Origin of the sequence: Dietzia sp. UCD-THP (assembly GCF_000349585.1) — a bacterium.
Classification (GTDB): Bacteria; Actinomycetota; Actinomycetes; order Mycobacteriales; family Mycobacteriaceae; genus Dietzia; species Dietzia natronolimnaea_A.
In genome coordinates this window covers 26754-46921 of the sequence record NZ_KB714661.1, presented here as the reverse complement: position 1 = coordinate 46921, position 20168 = coordinate 26754, and the positions used below count along the sequence as shown (strand labels likewise).

14 protein-coding genes are annotated in these 20168 nt (G+C 70.2%); 5 read left to right on the top strand and 9 right to left on the bottom strand.

Annotation, left to right across the window (positions count from 1 at the left end; translation table 11 throughout):
* The 7 genes from H483_RS36860 to gdhA form a co-directional block, all read right to left on the bottom strand.
* Positions 1–1324 (bottom strand): AMP-binding protein (locus tag H483_RS36860; RefSeq protein ID WP_193746911.1); only part of this gene is annotated, 1324 nt, incomplete at its 3' end.
* A 64-nt stretch (positions 1325–1388) separates the two neighbouring features.
* Positions 1389–1811: a heat shock protein transcriptional repressor HspR gene (locus H483_RS36855; protein WP_031265310.1), complete on the bottom strand. Its 423-nt coding sequence runs from the start codon at positions 1809–1811 to the stop codon at positions 1389–1391.
* Positions 1808–3001 carry a molecular chaperone DnaJ gene (gene dnaJ / locus H483_RS36850; protein ID WP_017838420.1) on the bottom strand — a complete coding sequence of 398 codons (1194 nt, stop codon included), beginning with the start codon at positions 2999–3001 and terminating at the stop codon, positions 1808–1810. The genes H483_RS36855 and dnaJ overlap by 4 nt, the downstream gene beginning before the upstream one ends.
* 106 nt (positions 3002–3107) lie before the next feature.
* A complete protein-coding gene (grpE, locus tag H483_RS36845; protein WP_017838419.1) occupies positions 3108–3734 on the bottom strand; it encodes a nucleotide exchange factor GrpE in 627 nt (208 codons plus the stop codon).
* A complete protein-coding gene (locus tag H483_RS36840; RefSeq protein WP_017838418.1) occupies positions 3731–3928 on the bottom strand; it encodes a hypothetical protein in 198 nt (65 codons plus the stop codon). The genes grpE and H483_RS36840 overlap by 4 nt, the downstream gene beginning before the upstream one ends.
* Positions 3925–5778: a molecular chaperone DnaK gene (gene dnaK / locus H483_RS36835; protein ID WP_017838417.1), complete on the bottom strand. Its 1854-nt coding sequence runs from the start codon at positions 5776–5778 to the stop codon at positions 3925–3927. The genes H483_RS36840 and dnaK overlap by 4 nt, the downstream gene beginning before the upstream one ends.
* A 436-nt stretch (positions 5779–6214) precedes the next feature.
* On the bottom strand, positions 6215–7561 hold the full coding sequence (gene gdhA, locus H483_RS36830; protein ID WP_017838416.1) for an NADP-specific glutamate dehydrogenase: 1347 nt from the start codon (positions 7559–7561) through the stop codon (positions 6215–6217).
* Positions 7562–7903: 342 nt separating this feature from the next.
* Between gdhA and H483_RS36825 the strand changes: the two genes are divergently transcribed.
* The 3 genes from H483_RS36825 to H483_RS36815 all read left to right on the top strand — a co-directional run bounded on the left by H483_RS36825 (position 7904) and on the right by H483_RS36815 (position 14427).
* Entirely contained in the window at positions 7904–9280 is a 1377-nt protein-coding gene (locus tag H483_RS36825; protein ID WP_238556405.1) for a S1 family peptidase, read from the top strand.
* A gap of 114 nt (positions 9281–9394) precedes the next feature.
* Positions 9395–10990, top strand: coding sequence for a S1 family peptidase (locus H483_RS36820; RefSeq protein ID WP_017838414.1), 1596 nt, complete (start codon positions 9395–9397; stop codon positions 10988–10990).
* Positions 10991–11163: 173 nt separating this feature from the next.
* Entirely contained in the window at positions 11164–14427 is a 3264-nt protein-coding gene (locus tag H483_RS36815) for a (Fe-S)-binding protein (RefSeq protein WP_031265308.1), read from the top strand.
* A 74-nt stretch (positions 14428–14501) separates the two neighbouring features.
* Here the strand turns inward: H483_RS36815 and H483_RS36810 are convergent, their stop codons facing one another.
* Complete coding sequence (locus H483_RS36810; protein WP_017838412.1) at positions 14502–16319, bottom strand: NAD(P)/FAD-dependent oxidoreductase; 1818 nt, start codon at positions 16317–16319, stop codon at positions 14502–14504.
* A 68-nt stretch (positions 16320–16387) separates the two neighbouring features.
* Here H483_RS36810 and H483_RS36805 point away from each other — a divergent pair, with 68 nt between their 5' ends.
* Positions 16388–17410 (top strand): helix-turn-helix domain-containing protein, encoded by a 1023-nt coding sequence (locus H483_RS36805; protein ID WP_017838411.1) that lies wholly within the window; start codon positions 16388–16390, stop codon positions 17408–17410.
* Between the two features lie 83 nt (positions 17411–17493).
* The gene (locus H483_RS36800) at positions 17494–18747 is read left to right on the top strand and encodes a pyridoxal phosphate-dependent aminotransferase (protein ID WP_017838410.1); all 1254 of its coding nucleotides are present in this window, start codon (positions 17494–17496) and stop codon (positions 18745–18747) included.
* A gap of 45 nt (positions 18748–18792) precedes the next feature.
* On the opposite strand, the gene H483_RS36795 is transcribed toward H483_RS36800, so the two are convergent.
* Entirely contained in the window at positions 18793–20082 is a 1290-nt protein-coding gene (locus H483_RS36795) for a YibE/F family protein (protein WP_017838409.1), read from the bottom strand.
* Positions 20083–20168 lie beyond the last annotated feature (86 nt).

Here is a 20168-nt window from a genome sequence, read left to right as displayed (position 1 = left end):
GCGCGGTCGTGTCGTGCGCGGTGGTGTCCTGCGCGGTCGTGTCGTGCGCGGTGGTGTCGTGCGCGGTGGTGTCGTGCCTCGTCACCACCACCAGTCGATCGGGTTCGCCGACACACCAGGCGTCCAGGCCGCGGTCGGCAAGAGCGGCCTCGACCCGCCCGAGGTCGATCCGGTGGCCGAAGATCTTGGCCTCGCGCCCCATGCGGCCGACGATCTCCACCAGGCCGTCCGGGGCGATCCGCGCGAGGTCCCCGGTCCGTAGCTCCGTCAGCTCGGGACCGCGGGACAGGTCGGCCGACTCGCGGGCGTAGCCCATCATCACGTTGGGGCCGGTGTAGACCAGTTCTCCGGGGGCATCGGGATCGGTACCGTGCGGGCGGTCCACGCGGAAGGCACCACCGGGGATCGCGACGCCGATCGCCCCGGCGCGGCTGCGGGCGAGCTGCGGGGGGAGGTAGCCCATTCGGGCGGTGGCCTCGGTCTGGCCGTACATCACCACGAGCTCGGCGCCCCTGGCCTCGAGCCGCTCGGCGAGGGTGCGCACCTTCTCCGGTGCCAGTCGACCGCCGGCCTGGGTGAGGTAGCGCAGGCGGGTGAGGTGGTCCAGCCGGTCCAGACCCACCCGCTCGAGCAACTCGACGGTGTGGGGGACGGCGGCGAAGGTCGTCACGCCGTGGGCGCCCGCCCGTTCCCAGAACTCGTGGCTCGCCACGGAGTCCTCGTTGAGCACCACCGAGGCGCCCGCGAGCAGGTGGCTGTGGATCACCGACAGCCCGTAACAGTAGTGCGGCGGGAGGGTGGTGATGGCGCGGTCGGCGGGCACGATGCGGAGGTACTCGGCGATCGCCGCGGCATTCGACAGCACGGCCCGGCGCGACTGCCGGACGAGTTTGGGCGACCCGGTGGACCCCGAGGTGCTGAGCAGCAGGGCCAGGTCCGGGTGCAGGTCGTGCCGCGGCGGGGTGTGGTGCGCGGAGGCCGGGATCGCCTGTCCCGCGCCCGCGAGGACGTCCGGGGTCCACGACTCGACGAGAGCCCGCGTGGCCGCGCTCTCCGGTGGTAGGAGCAGGACGGCATGACCCGCCTCGTGCGCGGCGAGATAGTCGATGAGGAAGTCGGTGGTGTTGCCCCCGATCAGGCCGATCATCCGACGTCCCGTGGCGACCGACGGGTACTCGGCCGCCCGGGCGCAGACCCGGAGGGCGAGATCGGTGTAGGTGAGGGTGGTCTCGTCGCTGATCACGGCCACCGCGCGGCCTCGGGCGGCGAGAGGCCCCGCGAGTCCACCCACCCGCCCGGTGTGGCCCACCTGCTCGATCGTCACCGGACCACTGTAAGAGGTAAGCCTATCCTAGGACAATTCGTTCATCATCCACAGGATCGCGACGTCAGTGGTCCCCGCGCTGGTGGCGAGGGCGCCAGACCACGACCGAGGTCGAGCGTGGCACGTGCACCAACTCACCGCCGACGCGCCCCCGGGCCGAGCCGGAGCGGAGCTCCGCGAGTTCGTCGGCCAGCTCGCGGACCCGGGACTGAAGGGCGTCGACCTGGTTGGTGAGTTCGATGATGCGTTTGATGCCGGCGAGGTTGACGCCCTCGTCCTGGCTTAGCCGCTGGACCTCGCGCAGCATCGCCACATCGCGCAGGGAGTAGCGCCGACCGCCACCGCTGGTGCGTTCGGGTGTGACGATGCCCAGCCGGTCGTAGGTGCGCAGGGTCTGGGCGTGCAGGCCCGACAGCTCGGCGGCCACGGAGATCACCAGGACGCTGTCGTCGGGAGACAGGTCTCCCACGTCCCGCCGGGGGCTCATGCCGACCCGGCCCAGCCAGACCGCGGATCGAAGCCGGCCGCCCGCAACGCCTCGTCATAGGCGGCGAGCTCGGCCTCGGCCATCCCGGCGGGCGGGGTGGCCACCCGGAGGGTGACCTTGAGGTCACCGGTCCCGGACTTGCGTGCGATTCCTCGCCCGCGGACCCGCAGGATCTGCCCGTCGCGGGACCCGGCCGGGACCTTGACCGTCACCCGTCCGGTGAGCGTGGGCACCGACACCTGGGCGCCCCGGACGAGCTCGGGATAGGAGACCGGGAGCTCCACGAGCAGGTCCGCGCCGTCGCGATCGAACACGGGGTCCTTCGACACGGTGACAGTGACGTACAGGTCTCCCGAGGGCGCGCCGCGGAACCCGGCCTCCCCCTGACCCGAGAGCCGGATGCGTTGTCCGTCCTGGACCCCGGCGGGCACCTTGACGTTGATGGTGCGGGCCCGATCGGTGACGCCGCTGCCCGCACAGTCCGGGCACGGGTCGTCGATCTTGGATCCGGTGCCGCCGCAGTCCGTGCAGGGTTCGGCGAAACCGAACGCGCCCTGGGAGCGCTGGGTGACCCCGGCCCCGTGACAGGTGCTGCACACCTTGGGGCTGGTGCCCGGCCGGGCACCGCTGCCGTGACAGGTCAGGCAGGGCGAGGCGGACGAGAGCCTGATCTGCACGGTCTCGCCGAGGGCGGCCTCGCGGAACGACAGGGTGAGAGAGGTCTCGACGTCCTGCCCGCCCTGCGGCCGCTGGGCCCGACCGCGACCCGCGCCGGGGGCGCCGCCGCCGCGGCCCTGGGTGAACAGCCCGCCGAAGAGGTCGGAGAATCCCCCGGATCCCCCGGCGCCGCCGGCCCCGGCCGCACCTCCGAAGAGGTCGCCGATGTCGAAGTCGCCGCTGGTGGTGGTGAACCTGCCGCCCCCCGGGGGTGCGAAGCCACCGAACCCTCCGGAGGAGACCTGCGCCCGGAACTCGTCGTACTCCTTACGTTTGGCGGGGTCACCGATGACGCTGTTGGCCTCGCCGACCCGCTTGAACTTCTCCTCGGCCGCCGCATTCCCCGGGTTCTTGTCCGGGTGGTTGTCGCTCGCGAGCTTGCGGTACGCCTTGCGGATCTCGTCCGCCGTGGCGTTCTTGGAGACGCCCAGCTCGGCGTAGTAGTCCTTCTCGACCCATTCGCGCTGACTCACCAGACGCCTCCTTCCTCGATCGGGTCCTACGATTCTCGAACACTCATTTTCCCACCCCGGCCGCCGGTGCGCGGGTGACCACACACCGGCGGTGGGGCGGAACAGGTCAGCGGACGGTGACCATCGCCGAGCGCAGTGTCCGCTCGCCGTGGCGGTAGCCCTTGCGCAGGATCGTGCCCAACACGGGCTCGGAACCCTCCGACTCGTCCTGGACGGCCTCGTGCACCGACGGATCGAACGGGTCGCCCTCCTCGCCGAAGGGCTCGACCCCCTGGGAGGCCAGGACGGAGTGGATCCTGTCGGCGAAGGCCTTGAGCGGCCCCTCCTCCAGGTCTCCGTGCGCCCGTGCCCGCTCCAGGTCGTCGACAATCGTCAGCAGTTCGGTGAGAACCGACCCCTTGGCGGTGTCGATGATGGTCTGGCGGTCCCGCTCGACGCGGCGGCGGTAGTTGGCGAACTCCGCCGACACCCGCTGCAGGTCCGCCGTCCGCTCGTCGAGCTGGGCCTGCAGCGCGGCCGAGGGGTCCTCCGACGACGGCTCACCGGCGCCACCGTCGGTGGCGCCATCGGCGGACGGGGCGGGATCGTCCTCGACGATCTCCCCTTCCACCGCCTCCGAGGGTGCGGCGCCGGACTCCTCGTCCACCGCCCGGGCGGCGGCCACGTCCTCGGCGTCACCACCGGCCCAGGCGGCCTTGTCCGTCTCCGGACCGTCAGCGTGTGGCGTGGTCACTGGAACTCACCCCTGACTGTCTCGTCATCTTCTGCCGCGGCCTCGACCTCATCGGGAGCGACGTCGGCCGCGCCTTCGGCCACGATCTCGGCCTCGGGGGCGACGGGGGCGTCCTGGACGTACTTCTCGTCCACGGCCTCCTCGTCGGTGGCCTCCGGGTCGCCGGGATCGGGTACTCCGGTCACCTCCGTCACTTGTCGCCCTCCTTCGGCTCGTCCTCGTCCACGACCTCGGCGTCGACGACGTCGTCGTCAGCCGAGCCCGTGGAACCGGGGTCTCCCGCCTCGGCGCCCTCGGCCGCGGCGGCCTCGTAGATGGCCTGGCCGACGGCCTGGGCCTCGGTGTTGACCTTCTCCACGGCGGCCTTGATGGCGTCGACGTCCGAACCCTCGAGGGCGGACTTGGCCTCGTCGATCGCGGCCTGGAGGGACTCCTTCTTGTCCGCGGGGACCTTGTCCTCGTTCTCCGAGACGAACTTCTCCGTCTGGTAGATGGTGGACTCGGCCTGGTTGCGGGCGTCGGCCTCCTCGCGGCGCTTGTGGTCCTCCTCCGCGTGGGCCTCGGCGTCCTTGATCATCTGGTCGATCTCCTCCTTGGACAGGCCCGAGCCGTCCTGGATGATGATCGTGTTCTCCTTGCCGGTGCCCTTGTCCTTGGCCGTCACGTGGACGATGCCGTTGGCGTCGATGTCGAAGGTGACCTCGATCTGCGGCACCCCGCGCGGCGCGGGGGCGATGCCGGCGAGCTCGAACGAGCCGAGCAGCTTGTTCTGAGCCGCCATCTCGCGCTCACCCTGGAACACCTGGATCTGCACCGACGGCTGGTTGTCGTCCGCCGTGGTGAAGGTCTCGGACCGCTTGGTGGGAATCGTGGTGTTGCGCTCGATGAGCTTGGTCATCACGCCACCCTTGGTCTCGATGCCCAGCGACAGCGGGGTCACGTCGAGCAGGAGCACGTCCTTGACCTCGCCGCGGAGCACGCCGGCCTGCAGCGCGGCACCGACGGCCACGACCTCGTCCGGGTTGACGCCCTTGTTGGGCTCCTTGCCCCCGGTGAGCTCCTTGACCAGGTCGGTCACGGCCGGCATACGGGTCGAACCGCCGACCAGGACCACGTGGTCGATCGACGAGATCGAGATCCCGGCGTCCTTGATGACGGCCTGGAACGGCTGACGGCAGCGGTCGAGCAGGTCCTGGGTGATCTTCTGGAACTCCGAGCGCGTCAGCGTCTCGTCGAGGAAGAGCGGGTTCTTCTCCGCGTCGACCGTGATGTAGGGCAGGTTGATCGAGGTGGACTGTCCGCTGGACAGCTCGATCTTCGCCTTCTCGGCGGCCTCACGCAGGCGCTGGAGCGCCATCTTGTCCTTGGTGAGGTCGATGCCGTTCTGGGCCTTGAACTTGTCGACCAGCCAGTCGACGATCCGCTGGTCCCAGTCGTCGCCGCCGAGGTGGTTGTCGCCGGAGGTCGCACGGACCTCGACGACGCCGTCGCCGATGTCGAGCAGGGAGACGTCGAAGGTGCCGCCACCGAGGTCGAAGACCAGGATGGTCTGCTCCTTGTCGCCCTTGTCCAGTCCGTAGGCCAGCGCGGCCGCGGTGGGCTCGTTGACGATGCGCAGGACGTTGAGGCCGGCGATCTGGCCGGCGTCCTTGGTGGCCTGTCGCTGGGCGTCGTTGAAGTACGCGGGCACGGTGATGACGGCGTCCGTCACGTCCTCACCGAGGTAGGACTCGGCGTCGCGCTTGAGCTTCTGCAGCGTGCGCGCGCTGATCTCCTGCGGGGTGTAGTTCTTGTCGTCGATCGAGGCCGACTTCCAGTCCGTGCCGATGTGGCGCTTGACCGAGCGGATGGTGCGGTCGACGTTGGTGACCGCCTGGTTCTTCGCGGGCTGGCCCACGAGGACCTCGCCGTTCTTGGCGAACGCCACGACCGACGGGGTCGTGCGCGACCCCTCGGCGTTGGCGATCACGTTGGCCTCGCCGCCCTCGAGGACGGCGACGCAGGAATTGGTGGTGCCGAGGTCGATGCCGACTGCACGTCCCATGATGTTCTCCTTCTCTCCGCGTACTCGACCGCGGACGGGGGTGGACCGAAATACCGTTGTTAAGCAGACCCGGCTCAAGACTCGGATCAGTGACACCACACTGCCTGTCGGAGCGGGTGCCGTCAACCCAAGTTGAGCCGGGCTCGCTGAGGTTTGACGCCTCGTACAACTACCGACCGGGCGCATCGATTCCCATTATGACTCAGATTACGCCAAAAACTGCGCCCACCCGACTCAAGCAGCCGTGACGCCCCTCCACGCGCCTGCCCGCCCGCACGCCCCGCACGCCCGCACGCCCGCACGCCCGCACGCCCGCACGCCCGCACGCCCGCACGCCCGCACGCCCGCACGCATCCTCAACGACAAGAGCGTTCCGCACACCTGCCTCTCGGGCGATGCGTGCGGAACAGTCTTCCCGACGGGGGAATGGGCGGGGCTAGATGACGCCCTGCGCGAGCATCGCGTCCGCGACCCGGCGGAAGCCGGCGATGTTCGCACCGGCGGCAAGGTCACCCGGCATCCCGTACTCCTCGGCGGTGGCGGCCGTGGTGGCGTGGATGTTGGTCATGATGCGGTCGAGTTCCGAATCGACGCGCTCGAAATCCCACTGCAGTCGGCCCGCGTTCTGTCGCATCTCGAGTCCACTGGTGGCGACACCGCCTGCGTTCGCGGCCTTGGCGGGGCCGAACAGGATGCCCTTGTCGTGGATCACCTCGACGGCCTCTTCGGTGCAGGGCATGTTGGCGCCCTCGGCCACCAGCCGGCATCCGTTCGCGGCCAGTGTCCGCGCGGCGTCGCCGTCGAGTTCGTTCTGGGTCGCGCAGGGGAGAGCGATGTCGCACGTCACCTCCCATACCGGGCGCCCCTCGACGAACTCGCAGTCGCCCCGCTCCTGCGCATAGACCGAGAGCCTCTCCCGCCGGACGTCCTTGACGTCGGCGAGCAGGTCCAGGTCGAGGCCCTTCTCGTCGACCACGTAGCCGGAGCTGTCCGAACAGGCCACGACCGTGGCTCCCAGCTGCGTGGCCTTCCTCGCCGCGTACTGGGCGACGTTGCCGGAACCGGACACGACCACCCGCGCCCCGTCGAGCCCGAAGTCGGTCTCGCGCAGCATCTCGCGGACGTAGTAGACGAGCCCGTACCCGGTGGCCTCGGTCCTGGCCCAGGACCCCCCGTAGACGACCGACTTGCCGGTGATCACTCCCGCCTCGTTCCGGCCGGTCACCTTACGGTATTGGCCGTACAGGTAGCCGATCTCGCGGGCGCCCACGCCGATGTCCCCGGCCGGGACGTCCAGATCCGCCCCGATGTGATGGGCGAGTTCGGCCATGAACGACTGACAGAAACGCATGACCTCGCCGTCACTCCGGCCGTGGGGGTCGAAGTCCGAGCCGCCCTTGCCGCCGCCCAGCCCCAGGCCGGTGAGGGCGTTCTTGAAGACCTGCTCGAACCCGAGGAATTTCAGGGTGTCCTCGTCGACGGACCGGTGGAACCGCAGGCCACCCTTGTACGGCCCCAGGTCCGAACTGAACTGGACCCGGAAACCGCGCTGGACCCGGATCGCTCCCGAGTCGTCCACCCACGGCACGCGGAAGGACACCACGCGTTCGGGCTCGACGATCCGCGTGAGGATCCCTCCCTCGACGTACTCCGGATGCTGCCGGACCACGGGGGCGAGGGACTCGAGCACCTCGTGCACGGCCTGCCGGAAGAGTTTTTGCCCGGGGTTTCGGGCCACCACGGACTCGAGCGCGTCGTGCAGTGCGGCGTCGGCGTCGGACATGGGACCTCCGGTGTAGGGGCTGCGGTTCGGGATGCGGTTCGGGATGCGGTGTAGGGGATGCGGTGTAGGGGATGCGGCCTGAGGGGCACGCGGCGTGGGCCACCCGCCTCTCGGGCGCACACCCGGTGCCGAACCCCGAGTAGGCCCGTGCCACGGCTGGAACGGCGTCGCCGCCGAGCCGCAGCCTAACCGCTGACCGAACTGGTCACCGAGTCAGGTCACGCCGGGAACGCGCGCTGTACTGCCCGGGCCGAAACTGCCCGCCGACGCCACTGCGGTCCTACGATCGACGTTCACCGGCCCGGCCGGCCCCACCCCGCCCCCAGAAGAACAGTGGCCCCCATGCGACACCACCCCCGCCGCCGATCGACGCTCGGCGCCATGCTCGCCGTGCTCGTGATCGCGACCCCGGTCGCCGCCCAGGCACAGCCCCTCGACCAGACACAGCCACGCGACGGGGTCCCGGCAGTGGACGACTCGCGCGCCCAGAGTGCAATCGGTCACGAGACCCTCGAGGACGCACTCGCGGAGGTCGGCGCCACCCCGGCGGCATTCCGATCCCAATCCGTCCTGGCCGACCGCCTGGCCGACGCCTCGGACGACTACACCGCCCGGTTCCCCGAGGCCTTCGCGGGCGTGCAGATCGTCGGAGCGACCGGTCAGGTGGCGGTGGTCCGGGACTCCGAGCGCTCGGAGATGTTGATCGCGGACGCGCGGTCCCGTGGGTTCTCGGTGTCCTCCGCTCCCGCCCCGGCCCGGCAACTGGACGAGACCGCGGAGCGGGCACAGGACTGGGCGGACTCCCTTCCCCCGGGCCAGCGGGACGGCGTGAGCGCGATCGAGGTCGACCCCTCCACGGGCGACGTCACCGTGGTGGTGGAGGACTCGGCTACCGCTCCCGCGCCCCCCGCCGACCTCGGGGCGGGCGTGCGCGCCGCAGGCCTGCGACCCGCCCAGGGGTCGCTCGGGTCGGGAGCGGCCATCCTCGACGCGCCGGACCCCCCGAACCCGGACCCGGGCACCCTGTTGTCGAACTCCATGGTGGGCGGGACCCGCATGTACGTTCTGTCCCCCTCCCGCACCGTCGCCAACTGGTGTTCCCTGGGATTCAACGGGATACGTGACGGACGGGTCGTCAACATCACCGTGGCCCACTGCAGTTCCTTCACCGACCAGACGACGGGCCAGTCGGTGTTCCGCCCCGGCACTGTCTCTGAGGACAGCAGGTCGCCGAGACTCGGAGCCTTCACCTCCGCCGAGGCCGACGAGGGCATGGACGCGGCGCTGATCACCGTCGACCCCGAGGTCCGCCCGCGATTCCGGAACTCCCACGTCCTCGGCGAGAACGCGCTGCCCATCGCCCTGTCCGGCACGCAGTCCCCGGTCAGGGGGCAGATCCTGTGCAAGTACGGCCAACGGACGGGTCACACGTGCGGGTCGGTGTCCGGCGTCGACTCGGCGACACCGGGTGGGGTCAGGAACGTCACGATCAACCTGTGCGCGATCGCGGGCGACAGCGGAGGGGTGGTGTTCTCCGCGACCCGTGCGGTCGCCGTGACCAGCCTGTCCAACGCCTTCGACAGGTACGACCAGCCCTACCCCAACTGCGAGGCGGCCCGGACCGACCTCGCGCTCCGCGGAACGGTCCCGACGATGGTCGGGGTGACCGTCGGGGCGATCTCGTCGCGCTTCCCGGGCCTCCAGGTGGGCGCCGCCTGACACATCAATCCCACTAATCACACGTGTCGCACTGGACTCAGTAATCACATCTTCGTAATCTTGGCCTCAACTGGGCGACCTGAAGTCGTCCACCGTGCATCACGGAAGGCCACCATGCGCACCACCACGAGACTCGCCGCCCTCACCGCCGCCGCGGCCCTGGTCGTCACAGCGGCCCCCGCCGGCGCCGCCCCCTCCCCTGCGCCCGCCGCCCCCGCACCGGCGGACTCGCAGGTGCTACCCACCCTCGACTCCGCCCTGGGGTCCCAGTTGACCTCGCTGGTCGAGGCCCTTCGCCGGGACCTGGGGCTGACCCCCGAGCAGTTCCTGGACCAGGCCGGTATCGGCGAGCGCCTCGCCGAATCCCGGCCTCGCTGGGAGAAGGCGTTCCGCGACTCCTTCGGCGGCGTGTGGCTGGACGAGGAGGGCACGGGCCTGGTGGGCGTGGTCGCCGGGGAGGCCGGCGACCTGCTGCGTGCCGAGGCCACCGACGCCGGGTTCACCGTGCAGGACGTGGCCCTGACCACCGAGGAGCTCACCGCTCGCGAGCGACAGGTGGGCAAGATCGTCGACGACCTCCCGGAGGACCTTCGATCGCTCGTCACCGGGGTGCGGGTCGACCCCACCCGCAACACCGTGGTCGTGGCCACCCGCGGCGGCGAGGCCGCCCAGCTGGGCAACCTCACCGCCCGGCTGAAGGACCTCGCCGAGATCGACATGACCGAGGCCCCCGACCCCGCGTGGGACACCGCACCGTTCGGCAGTGAGGCGGGCGGGACCCAGTCCGACGGCGAACCGACCACCCAGGGGCTCGAACCCGCCACGACCCGCGCCGGCGCACCGGGCCCGACCGCCACCGGTGGCGACTCCGGATCGCTCGGCAGCCTGGCCCTGCTCAACCAGACCGGCGTCATCCCCGAGGGCCCGATGCGGACGATCGTCGAGCTACTGTCCGGTCTCACTCCCGGCACCGGCTCGATCATCGACGGGATGAGCCAGACGATGGCGGACCCCGTCACCCCGGTCCCCGAGAACCAGACACGCGCCGACGGCCCCGCGCCGACCGGCCCCATCACCGGGGGCACCGCCTACTCCGTCGCGGTCCCGGGCGGGATCCTCGAGTGCTCCACCGGGTTCAACGGCGAGCTCGACGGCACGCCCGTCGTCGTCACCGCCGCGCACTGTGCGGGCGCCGATGGCACCCGCGCCGCGTTCGCCGACGGCGAGGAGTTCGGCACCATGACGCGGACCCAGCGCGACGGCATCGACACGGCGCTCGTGGCCGTCGACCCGGAGCTCGCCGACCGCTTCCGCACCAACCTGGTCGGCGCCGGCCCCGACACCACCCAGGCGATCACCGGCACAGCCGACCCGGTCGTCGGACAGAAAGCCTGCAAGACCGGGTTCCGGACCGGTTTCTCCTGTGGCACCGTCTCCGAGGTCGGCGCGATGATCGACGTCGCCGGCTCCCGCACCATCGCCAACGCGTTCACGGTGGATCTCTGCGCCCTCCCCGGGGACAGCGGCGGCGTCGTGTTCTCGGGCGACAAGGCCCTGGGGATCTCCAGCGCCTCCAACGTCGCCGAGACCGGGACCTGCGCCAACGCCGACGCCGTGGCCAGGGAGAACGGGTACGTCCCGCGCCTGTCGGCGGTCCCGATCTCCGACGTCCTGGCCGCGCATCCCGGTCTGACGCTGCGCACCAACTGATCCAGAACGACCCGCGGGCCCCGTCCCACGAATCGAGTGCACTCCGCTAAGGGGAACCTCAACTCGTGGGACGGGGCCCGCGTGGCTTACCTTTAACGACAAGACCGTCGACGGGCACCCCTGGGGTCGTCAGGTGCTCGTGCGTCGAGAAGTGCGACGAAAGGCCGCGAACCATGTCAGGCGTGACCATCACTCTCGGGACGATCGGTGTCCTGCTCAGTTTATTTGCTTGGGCCTCATTCATCGGCGGCGTATCGCGGATGGTCCGGAGCATCCTGCTGGGCCAGAAGGACGGCTTCAACCGGTTCGGCTCCCCGTTCTTACGGATGAAGAACACGTTCGTCGAGGTGGCCGCCCACACCCGGATGGCCAGGAAGCGGTCGGTCGGCTTCTTCCACTGGTTCGTCATGATCGGCTTCATGCTCGGCTCGATCGTCTGGTTCGAGGCCTACATCCAGACGTTCAACCCGCGCGGCGGCTGGCCGTGGCTGTCCGATCAGACGTGGTACCACGGGCTCGACGAATTCCTCGGCCTGGGCACCGTCATCGGCATCACCGTGCTCATCATCATCCGCCAGGTCAACCAGCGTCGGGGCCTCAACCGCTTCAACGGTTCCGACCGCAGGGCCGCGTACTTCGTGGAGGCCGTCGTCCTCCTCGAGGGCCTGGGCATGATCTTCGTCAAGGCCGGCAAGCTCGCGCTGTACCGCGCCGAAGGCCAGGACTTCCACTGGTCCACCGACTGGGTCTCCGGCCCCATCTCCACGATCCTGCCGGCCAACGAGCTCATGGTCTCCATCTTCGCGCTGATCAAGCTGCTCACCGGCATGATCTGGCTGTACGTGGTCGGCCGCAACATCACCTGGGGCGTCGCCTGGCACCGCTTCTCGGCGTTCTTCAACATCTACTTCAAGCGCGAGGCCGACGGCCGCACCGCGCTGGGCGCCCTCAAGCCGATGACCATGGACGGCGAGGCGCTGACCATGGAGAAGATCGAGGAGCGGACCGAGGCGGACGAGGACTTCGAGCCGGTCCTGGGTGCGGGCGCGATCGAGGACTTCTCGTGGAAGGGCTGGCTCGACTTCTCCACCTGTACCGAGTGCGGTCGCTGCCAGGAGCAGTGCCCCGCCTGGAACACCGGCAAGCCGCTGAGCCCCAAGCTGATGATCATGGCCCTGCGTGACCACGCTCACGCCAAGGCCCCGTACCTGCTCGCCGGTGGTAAGACCACGATGGGCGAGGAGACGGGACTCGTCGACGCCGAGGGCAACCCGGACGAGAAGAAGCTCTCCAGGATCCCGGAGGCCGCCCGCCTCGAGGCCCAGCGCCCACTGGTCGGCCACACCACCGCCGACGTGTCCGACGACCCGATGGCCGCCGGCATCATCGACCCGGAGGCCCTGTGGTCCTGCACCACCTGTGGCGCCTGCGTCGAGCAGTGCCCGGTGGACATCGAGCACGTCGATCACTTCATCGACATGCGTCGCTACCAGGTGCTCATCGAGTCGGAGTTCCCCACCGAGCTCGCCGGCCTGTTCAAGAACCTCGAGAACAAGGGCAACCCCTGGGGGCAGAACAACTCGGGCCGCGACGAGTGGATGAAGTCCCTCGACTTCGACATCCCGGTCATCGGCTCCGACATCGAGGACTTCTCGGACACCGAGTACCTGTTCTGGGTCGGCTGTGCCGGAGCCTTCGAGGACCGCGCCAAGAAGACCACCCAGGCCGTCGCCACCCTGCTGCACACGGCCGGCGTGAAGTTCGCCGTCCTGGGCCAGGGCGAGACCTGTACCGGTGACTCCGCCCGCCGCGCGGGCAACGAGTTCCTGTTCCAGATGCTCGCCGAGCAGAACATCGAGACCATGAACAACGCCTTCGACGGGGTGCCCACCGGGCAGCGCAAGGTCGTCGTGACGTGTGCCCACTGTCTCAACGCGCTCAAGAACGAGTACGGCGACTTCGGCGGCGACTACCAGGTGGTCCACCACACGCAGCTGCTCAACCGCCTCGTGCGCGAGAAGCGACTCGTGCCGGTCGCCCCGATCGATGGTGGCGTCACCTACCACGACCCGTGCTACCTCGGCCGTCACAACAAGGTCTACGAGGCCCCGCGCGAGCTCATGGACGGTTCCGGTGTGACACTCACGGAGATGCCCCGCCACGGCCAGCGCTCCATGTGCTGTGGCGCCGGTGGCGCGCGCATGTGGATGGAGGAGACGGTCGGCAAGCGCATCAACATCGACCGTGTCGACGAGGCGTTGTCGACCAAGGCCACCAAGATCGCCACCGGCTGCCCGTTCTGCCGCGTCATGCTCTCGGACGGCGCGACCGCCCAGACCGACGGCACCGAGCAGGAGGGCCAGGTCGAGGTCGTGGACGTGGCCCAGTTGCTGCTGGAGTCCGTCACGCGCGACGGCGGCCTGCCGGAGCCTCGTGAAGCCGCGTGGCTGGAGCAGCCGAAGCGCGAGAAGACCGCGGCCGAGAAGGAGGCCGACGAGAAGGCGGCTGCACAGGCCGCCGCGCCGGCCGAGGCCAAGACCGCTGTCGCCGAGCCCGCCTCGGCCCCCGACAACCCGGTCATCGACGAGGGCGAGGGCGCCGAGGTGGCTGCGGCCGGCACCGCGGGCACCGTCAGTGCCGCCGAGTCCGGCCCCTCGGCCGCCGATTCGCAGGGCGCACCCAAGTCGGGCGGACTTTCGCTCGGTGGGGGCGGAAAGGCGCCCGGCGGGCCCAAGGCTCCCGGCGGGGCGAAGGCTCCCGGTGGGGCGAAGGCACCGGGCGGAGCCAAGGCGAGCGGTGAGTCCGCGACCGAGGCGCAGTCCGCGGTCAAGGACGCCGAGCGCACCGAGGAGACCAGGGAGGCCGCCACGGGGTCCGCGCCGGGCACCACCGGGGCTCCGAAGTCCGGCGGTCTCACCCTCGGCGGCGGCGCCAAGGCCCCGTGGGCGCCCAAGGCACCGGGAGCACCCAAGGCTCCGGGCGGAGCCAAGGCGCCCGGCGCCCCGAAGCCTGCGGCGCCCACCGCAACCGAGACCACTGCGGCCGAGACCGCTGCGGCGGAGCCCGCCGGTGACGCCGAGCCCGCCACGCCGGCCAAGCCCGTCGTCGGCCTCGGACTGAAGGGTGGGGGCAAGGCGCCCGGCGCACCCAAGGCACCGGGCGCTCCGAAGGCACCGGCCACGCCGGCCGCGCCGGCGGAAGAGACGCCGGCTCAGCCCGCGTCAGGGTCCGGGTCAGAGCCCGCCGTGGACGCGGACACCACGTCACAGCCCGACTCCGCGTCACAGTCCGACTCCGCGTCGCCGTCGGACACCTCGGCCGAGGAATCGGAGTCCGCCGCTGCGACCACCGACGCAGCTGCCCCGGCCGCACCCGGGAAGGGGAACTCGATCCCCCGCTCGACCAAGCCCGGCGGCTACGGCCTGTCCCTGGGCTGAGCTCCCCCCAGGCGCCTCTGCGGCCCGTGATCGACACCTCGATCACGGGCCGCAGTGCATTTCCGGTCCCGCCGTCAGCAGGGGTGGTGAGCGCGCTGGACCTCGTACACCGGGGTGGGCACGCCCTCCATCCTCGCCTTGAGCTGCAGGGCGAGGTACTTGGAGTAGTGCCGTGACTGGTGCAGGTTGCCACCGTGGATCCAGAGCTGGTCGACGTTCGTCGGCTTCCACATGTTGCGCAGCTCCCCCTCCCAGGGCCCGGGATCCCGGGTGGTGTCGGAGCCGTAGCCCCAGACCTTGCCCACCCGGTCGGCCACGTCCTGGGACACCAGATCGGTCAGCCACTGGTTCATCGAGCCGTAGCCGGTGGCGTAGACGATGAGGTCGGCGGGCAGGATCCTCCCGTCGTCCAGCTCCACTCCGTCAGAGTGGATCCGCGTCACCTGACCGCGCGCCAACGCGACCTCGCCGTCGATCACCAGCTGACTGGCACCGACGTCGATGTAGTACCCCGAGCCGCGACGGAGGTACTTGAGGAACAGTCCCGAGCCGTCCTCCCCGAAGTCCAGCTCGAATCCGGCGTCGCGGAGCCTGCCGTAGAACTCGGCGTCCTTCTCCGCCATCTGCTCGTAGACGGGGATCTGCACCCCGGGGAGCAGCCGGTAGGGCCAGGAGGCGAAGAGCATGTCGGCCTTCTCGGTCGTCACGCCGGCCTCGAGGGCATCCTCGGAGTACAGGGGTCCGAGCGCGAGTGACATGAGCGAGTCACTTCTCGCGATGTGGGTGGAGGAGCGCTGCACCATGGTGACCTCGGCGCCGTGGTCCCACAGTGCGGCGCAGATGTCGTGCGCGGAGTTGTTCGAGCCGATCACCACGGCCCGCTTACCCTCCACGTCCCCCTCACCCGTGAACTCGGAGGAGTGCCACTGGTCCCCGGCGAACGACTCGGCGCCCTCGACGTGAGGGATGTTCGGGTAGCCGGAGACCCCGAGGGCGAACACCAGCTGGGTGGGTCGGAGTTCGACCTTCTCACCGCGCCGGTCCACCTCGACACGCCAGGTGCCGGACCGGTCGTCGAAGTCCGCGCTGAGGCACTGCGTGCCGGACCAGTAGTCGAGCTCCATGATCGCGGTGTAGTGCTCGAGCCAGTCCCCGACCTTGTCCTTCGAGGGGAAGACGGGCCAGTCGTCGGGGAAGGGGATGTACGGGAGGTGGTCGTACCAGACCGGATCGTGGAGGTGGAGCGACTTGTAGCGCTTGCGCCACGAGTCGCCGGCTCGCTCGTTCTTCTCGATCACCAGGGTCGGCACGCCCAGTCGCTTGAGTCGGGCCGCGAGTCCGATCCCGCCCTGTCCTCCGCCGATGATCACCACGTAGGGCTGCTCGGTGTAACCGAGCGTCTCCTGGCGTTCCTGCTTCCGTTCGAGCCAGGTCTTGCGACCCCGCCGGATGACGTGTTCGACACCCTGCTCCCGGCTCCGGCGCTTCTTCTCCTCATGGCCTCTGAGCTCCTGCATCGTGATCAGGAGGGTCCATGCCTTTCCGTCGCGCACTCGGAGGTGGGCCCATCCGCGGCCGGCCACGGTCTCGAAGGTCACCCACGCCTCGACCACGCCGTCCGACGCACTCGCGGGTTCGTCGAGCGACCAGCCGGAGGGTGAGACCGCGATGAGCTGGGAGTCGAGCATCCGGCGGATCTGCTCGCGTCCCTCGAGTGTCTTGAGGTTCCAGGTGAAGGCCACGAAGTCGCGCCAGTAGCCCTCGGGTTCGAACAGCTGCGCGGCCCGGTCGGAGTCCCCCGCCCGGAGGGCGTCGTCGAACTCCGCGAGCCAGGCGGTGATCGTCTCGTCCGACCCACCTCGCTCGGTGGGGACGGCTGTCGTCTGGGTCATGTCCGCTCCTTCGTGTCGTGTAGCTTCGGCGATGACGTAGATCACACTCTTGTCCCCAGGGGGTGGCAATGTCGTTGCACCCGGCCCTACGGTTCTCCGACCCCCGGGCCTTCGCCGAGCGCTCGATCCGGGCCCACGGGATCGCGCTCGCCGGGGGCGCGACCACGGACCTCGACACACGGGTCCTGCGGGCGTGGAGGCGCAGCGGTGCGGCCGGGATATCGCCGGATCAGGAGCTGCCCGCCCGCGTCCTCACCCGTGAGCAGGTGTCGGACGCGCGTGGGCGCACGCCCCTGCGGCACATCGCCGCCGACGTGGTGGCCTCGGTCTCCGACACGTCCGCCGCGGGCCGGCACCTCGTGGTGCTCACGGACGCCCGGGGGTGCCTGCTCTGGAGATCAGGCAGTCCCGAAGTGCTCCGTCGCGCGGACGCGATCGCGTTCGCCGAGGGAGCGGACTGGTCAGAGCGGGGAATCGGAACGAACGGCATCTCCCTCGCGTTGGAGACCGGGACGTTGACCCATGCCACGGCGGGCGAGCACTACGTGCGGGCCCACCACGGGTGGACGTGCACGGCCAGTCCCGTCCGCGACGCCGGCGGGAGGATCCTCGGCGTGCTGGACGTCTCCCACCCGGTGCGATTCTCGAGTTCGGAGACCGCGGCGCTGGTCCGCTGCGGTGTGCGGCTGGCCGAGACCCTGCTCGCGAGCGGGGCGGGGGGACCGGGCACGGGGGCCCCGGTGACCGAGATCCGTCTACTCGGGTGGCGGCCGTCGGTGATCCGCGCCGACGGGTCGAGTGTCGACCTCACCCCGCGACGGGCGGAGTTGCTCGCACTGTTGGCGTCCCGGGAGGCGTGGACGGCGCGGTCCCTGTCCGAGGCGCTCTACGGCGACAGCGACGCCACGGCCACGGTCCGCGGGGAGGTACGCAGACTCCGTCAGCTCACCGGCCTGTCGATCGACTCCCAGCCGTACGCCCTGGCCCCGGACGAGAGGCGATGCGTGGACTACCTCTCGGTGGAGCATCCTGACGATCTCCTGCCCCATTCGGATATCCCGGCCATCATCGACCTGCGGTACGGGATCTGACGCCACGGGGCTGACGCCAGTCGAACCCCACCGGGTCGGCGCGACCGGAGCGTCGTAGGTCCGGGGTGGCACAATCTGCAGACATGACGCCTGAGACCACGGGACGCACGCTCAACCAGCCCCGCACGCTCGACCAGTCGTCCAAACTCAAGGACGTCCTCTACGAGATCCGCGGCCCCGTGCTCGCGCGGGCGAACCAGCTCGAGGCCGAGGGCCACCGGATCCTCAAGCTGAACATCGGCAACCCCGCGCCCTTCGGGTTCGAGGCACCGGACGTCATCATGCGCGACATGATCGCGGCTCTCCCCCACGCCCAGGGCTACTCCGAGTCCAAGGGCATCCTGTCGGCCCGTCGGGCGATCTTCACGCGTTACGAGTTGGAGCCCGATTTCCCCCACCTGGATGTGGAGGACATCTACCTGGGCAACGGCGTCTCCGAGCTCATCACCATGACGATGCAGGCCCTGCTCGACGACGGCGACGAGGTCCTCATCCCGGCGCCGGACTATCCGCTCTGGACCGCCATGACCTCGCTCGCGGGCGGCAGGCCCGTCCACTACCTCGCGGACGAGAACGACGACTGGAATCCGTCCCTCGAGGACATCGCCTCGAAGATCACGCCCAGGACCAAGGCCATCGTGGTGATCAACCCCAACAACCCCACCGGCGCGGTCTACTCCCGGGAGGTCCTACAGGGGATCGTCGACCTGGCCCGCGAGCACAGTCTGCTCATCCTGGCCGACGAGATCTACGACCGGATCATCTACGACGAAGCCCAGCACACCTCCATCGCCTCCCTCGCGCACGATCTGCTGGTCCTGACCTTCAACGGACTGTCCAAGACCTACCGCGTGGCGGGTTACCGGGCGGGCTGGGTGGCGATCACCGGACCGAAGGCGCACGCGGCCGGGTTCCTCGAGGGACTGGAGCTGCTGGCCTCGACGAGACTGTGCCCCAACGTGCCGGCGCAGCACGCGATCCAGGTGGCTCTGGGCGGGTACCAGTCGATCGACGAGCTGATCGAGCCCGGGGGGCGGCTTCACGAGCAGCGCGGCATCGCGTGGGAGAAGCTCAACTCGATCCCGGGGGTGAGCTGCGTCAAGCCGATGGGAGCCCTCTACGTGTTCCCCAGGCTCGACCCGGAGGTCCACGAGATCCACGACGACCGCCTGTTCGCCCTGGACCTTCTCGAGCGCGAACGCATCCTCGTCACCCAGGGCACGGGGTTCAACTGGCCGGACCCGGACCACTTCCGGGTGGTCACCCTGCCGGCCGGCCGTGACCTCGCCGTGGCGATCGAGCGGATCGGCAACTTCCTGGCCTCCTACCGTCAGTAGGCGGGCGAGCGCAGCGGGCGGGCACCCGGAAGCGGCCCGCCGCGCTCACGCACGCGCGCCCACGGTCGCCCGGTCCAACTCCTCCGGGGTCACGTCGCGGGAGAGCCACACCGCTGCCGCGGTGGTGAGCGGGACGCACAGGGCGAGGGCGATCGCGCCGACGAGCGACCGCATCAGCTCCACGGCCACGACGTCGGAGGTGAGGATCGACAGCGGCGAGCGGGTCCCCAGCGAGAACAGCAGCAGCAGCGGCAGCGCCGACCCGGTGTACGCCAACACCAGGGTGTAGACCATCGAGGCGACGTGGTCGCGTCCGACCCCCATCGCCGACCGGAACACCTGGACGGGTCCGGCGTGCGGGTCGAGGTGGCGCATCTCGAACACGGTCGCGGACTGGCTCACGGTGACGTCGTTGAGCACGCCCAGGGCGCCGATGATGAAGCCGGCGAGCAGCAGTCCCGTCAGCGAGACGTGCTGCACGAACACCTGGACCTGGGTCGTGGAGTCGCCGCTGAGCCCGGTGATCCTGGTGGTCTCGATGACCACCCAGCTCAGCAACGCCGCCGCCAGCATCGCCGACAGGGTGCCGAGCAGCGCGGCGTGCGTCTTGAGGTTGATCCCGTGGACCACGTAGATCACCAGGTAGAGCACGGCGGAGCCGCCGACCACGGCCACCAGGATGGCCGGGTTGCCGTCGAGGATGGAGGGGAGGACGAACCCCACGACGACGACGAGCGCCACCGCGATCCCGATCAGGGCCCGCAGTCCCTTCCACCGCCCGACGGCGACCATCACCACGGCGCCCACGAGGAGCCACAACGCCATGGGCACTGTGCGGGTGAAGTCCTCGAAGGCATAGGTGTCGGTGGCCCCCTGGGGGGAGCGGCCCAGCTGGATCTGGTCGCCCTCACCGAGGTCCGGGGATCCGGGCCCGGGTGGTATCTCCAGCAGGACCTGTCGGCCGGCGTCCGGGCCGGTGTCGAGTCGCACGATCGAGCGCGGACACTCCGGGCCGGGGAACCGGGGCTCGAGCGGTGGACCGGGCAGCACCCGACCGTTGTCCGGGGAGCCGCAGGGTGCCACCTCGGTGGACACGACCTCGCCCCGCTCGGTCACCACCGAGGACCCGGACGACTGGGCGAAGTACGGGTCCAGCTCGGGGTCCTGGAAGGTCGGCCAGAGCAGCGCCACCCCGATCATCGTCGCGACCGCGCCCAGGATCAGTCCGACCACCGTGATCCGGCCGGCGCCGCCGGACGGAACGAGGCGGGACCCGTGTCGGGGGCGCTCGACCCGGTGCCGGTGCCGGGGAGGGGTCGCTGGCCGGTCGCTCACGCGGGTAACCCTAACCCGCGCCGGGCCCGGTCGGAGTCGGTGGACGGTCGGAGTCGGAGGACGGCCACCCGGGCGCGGTCGACCGG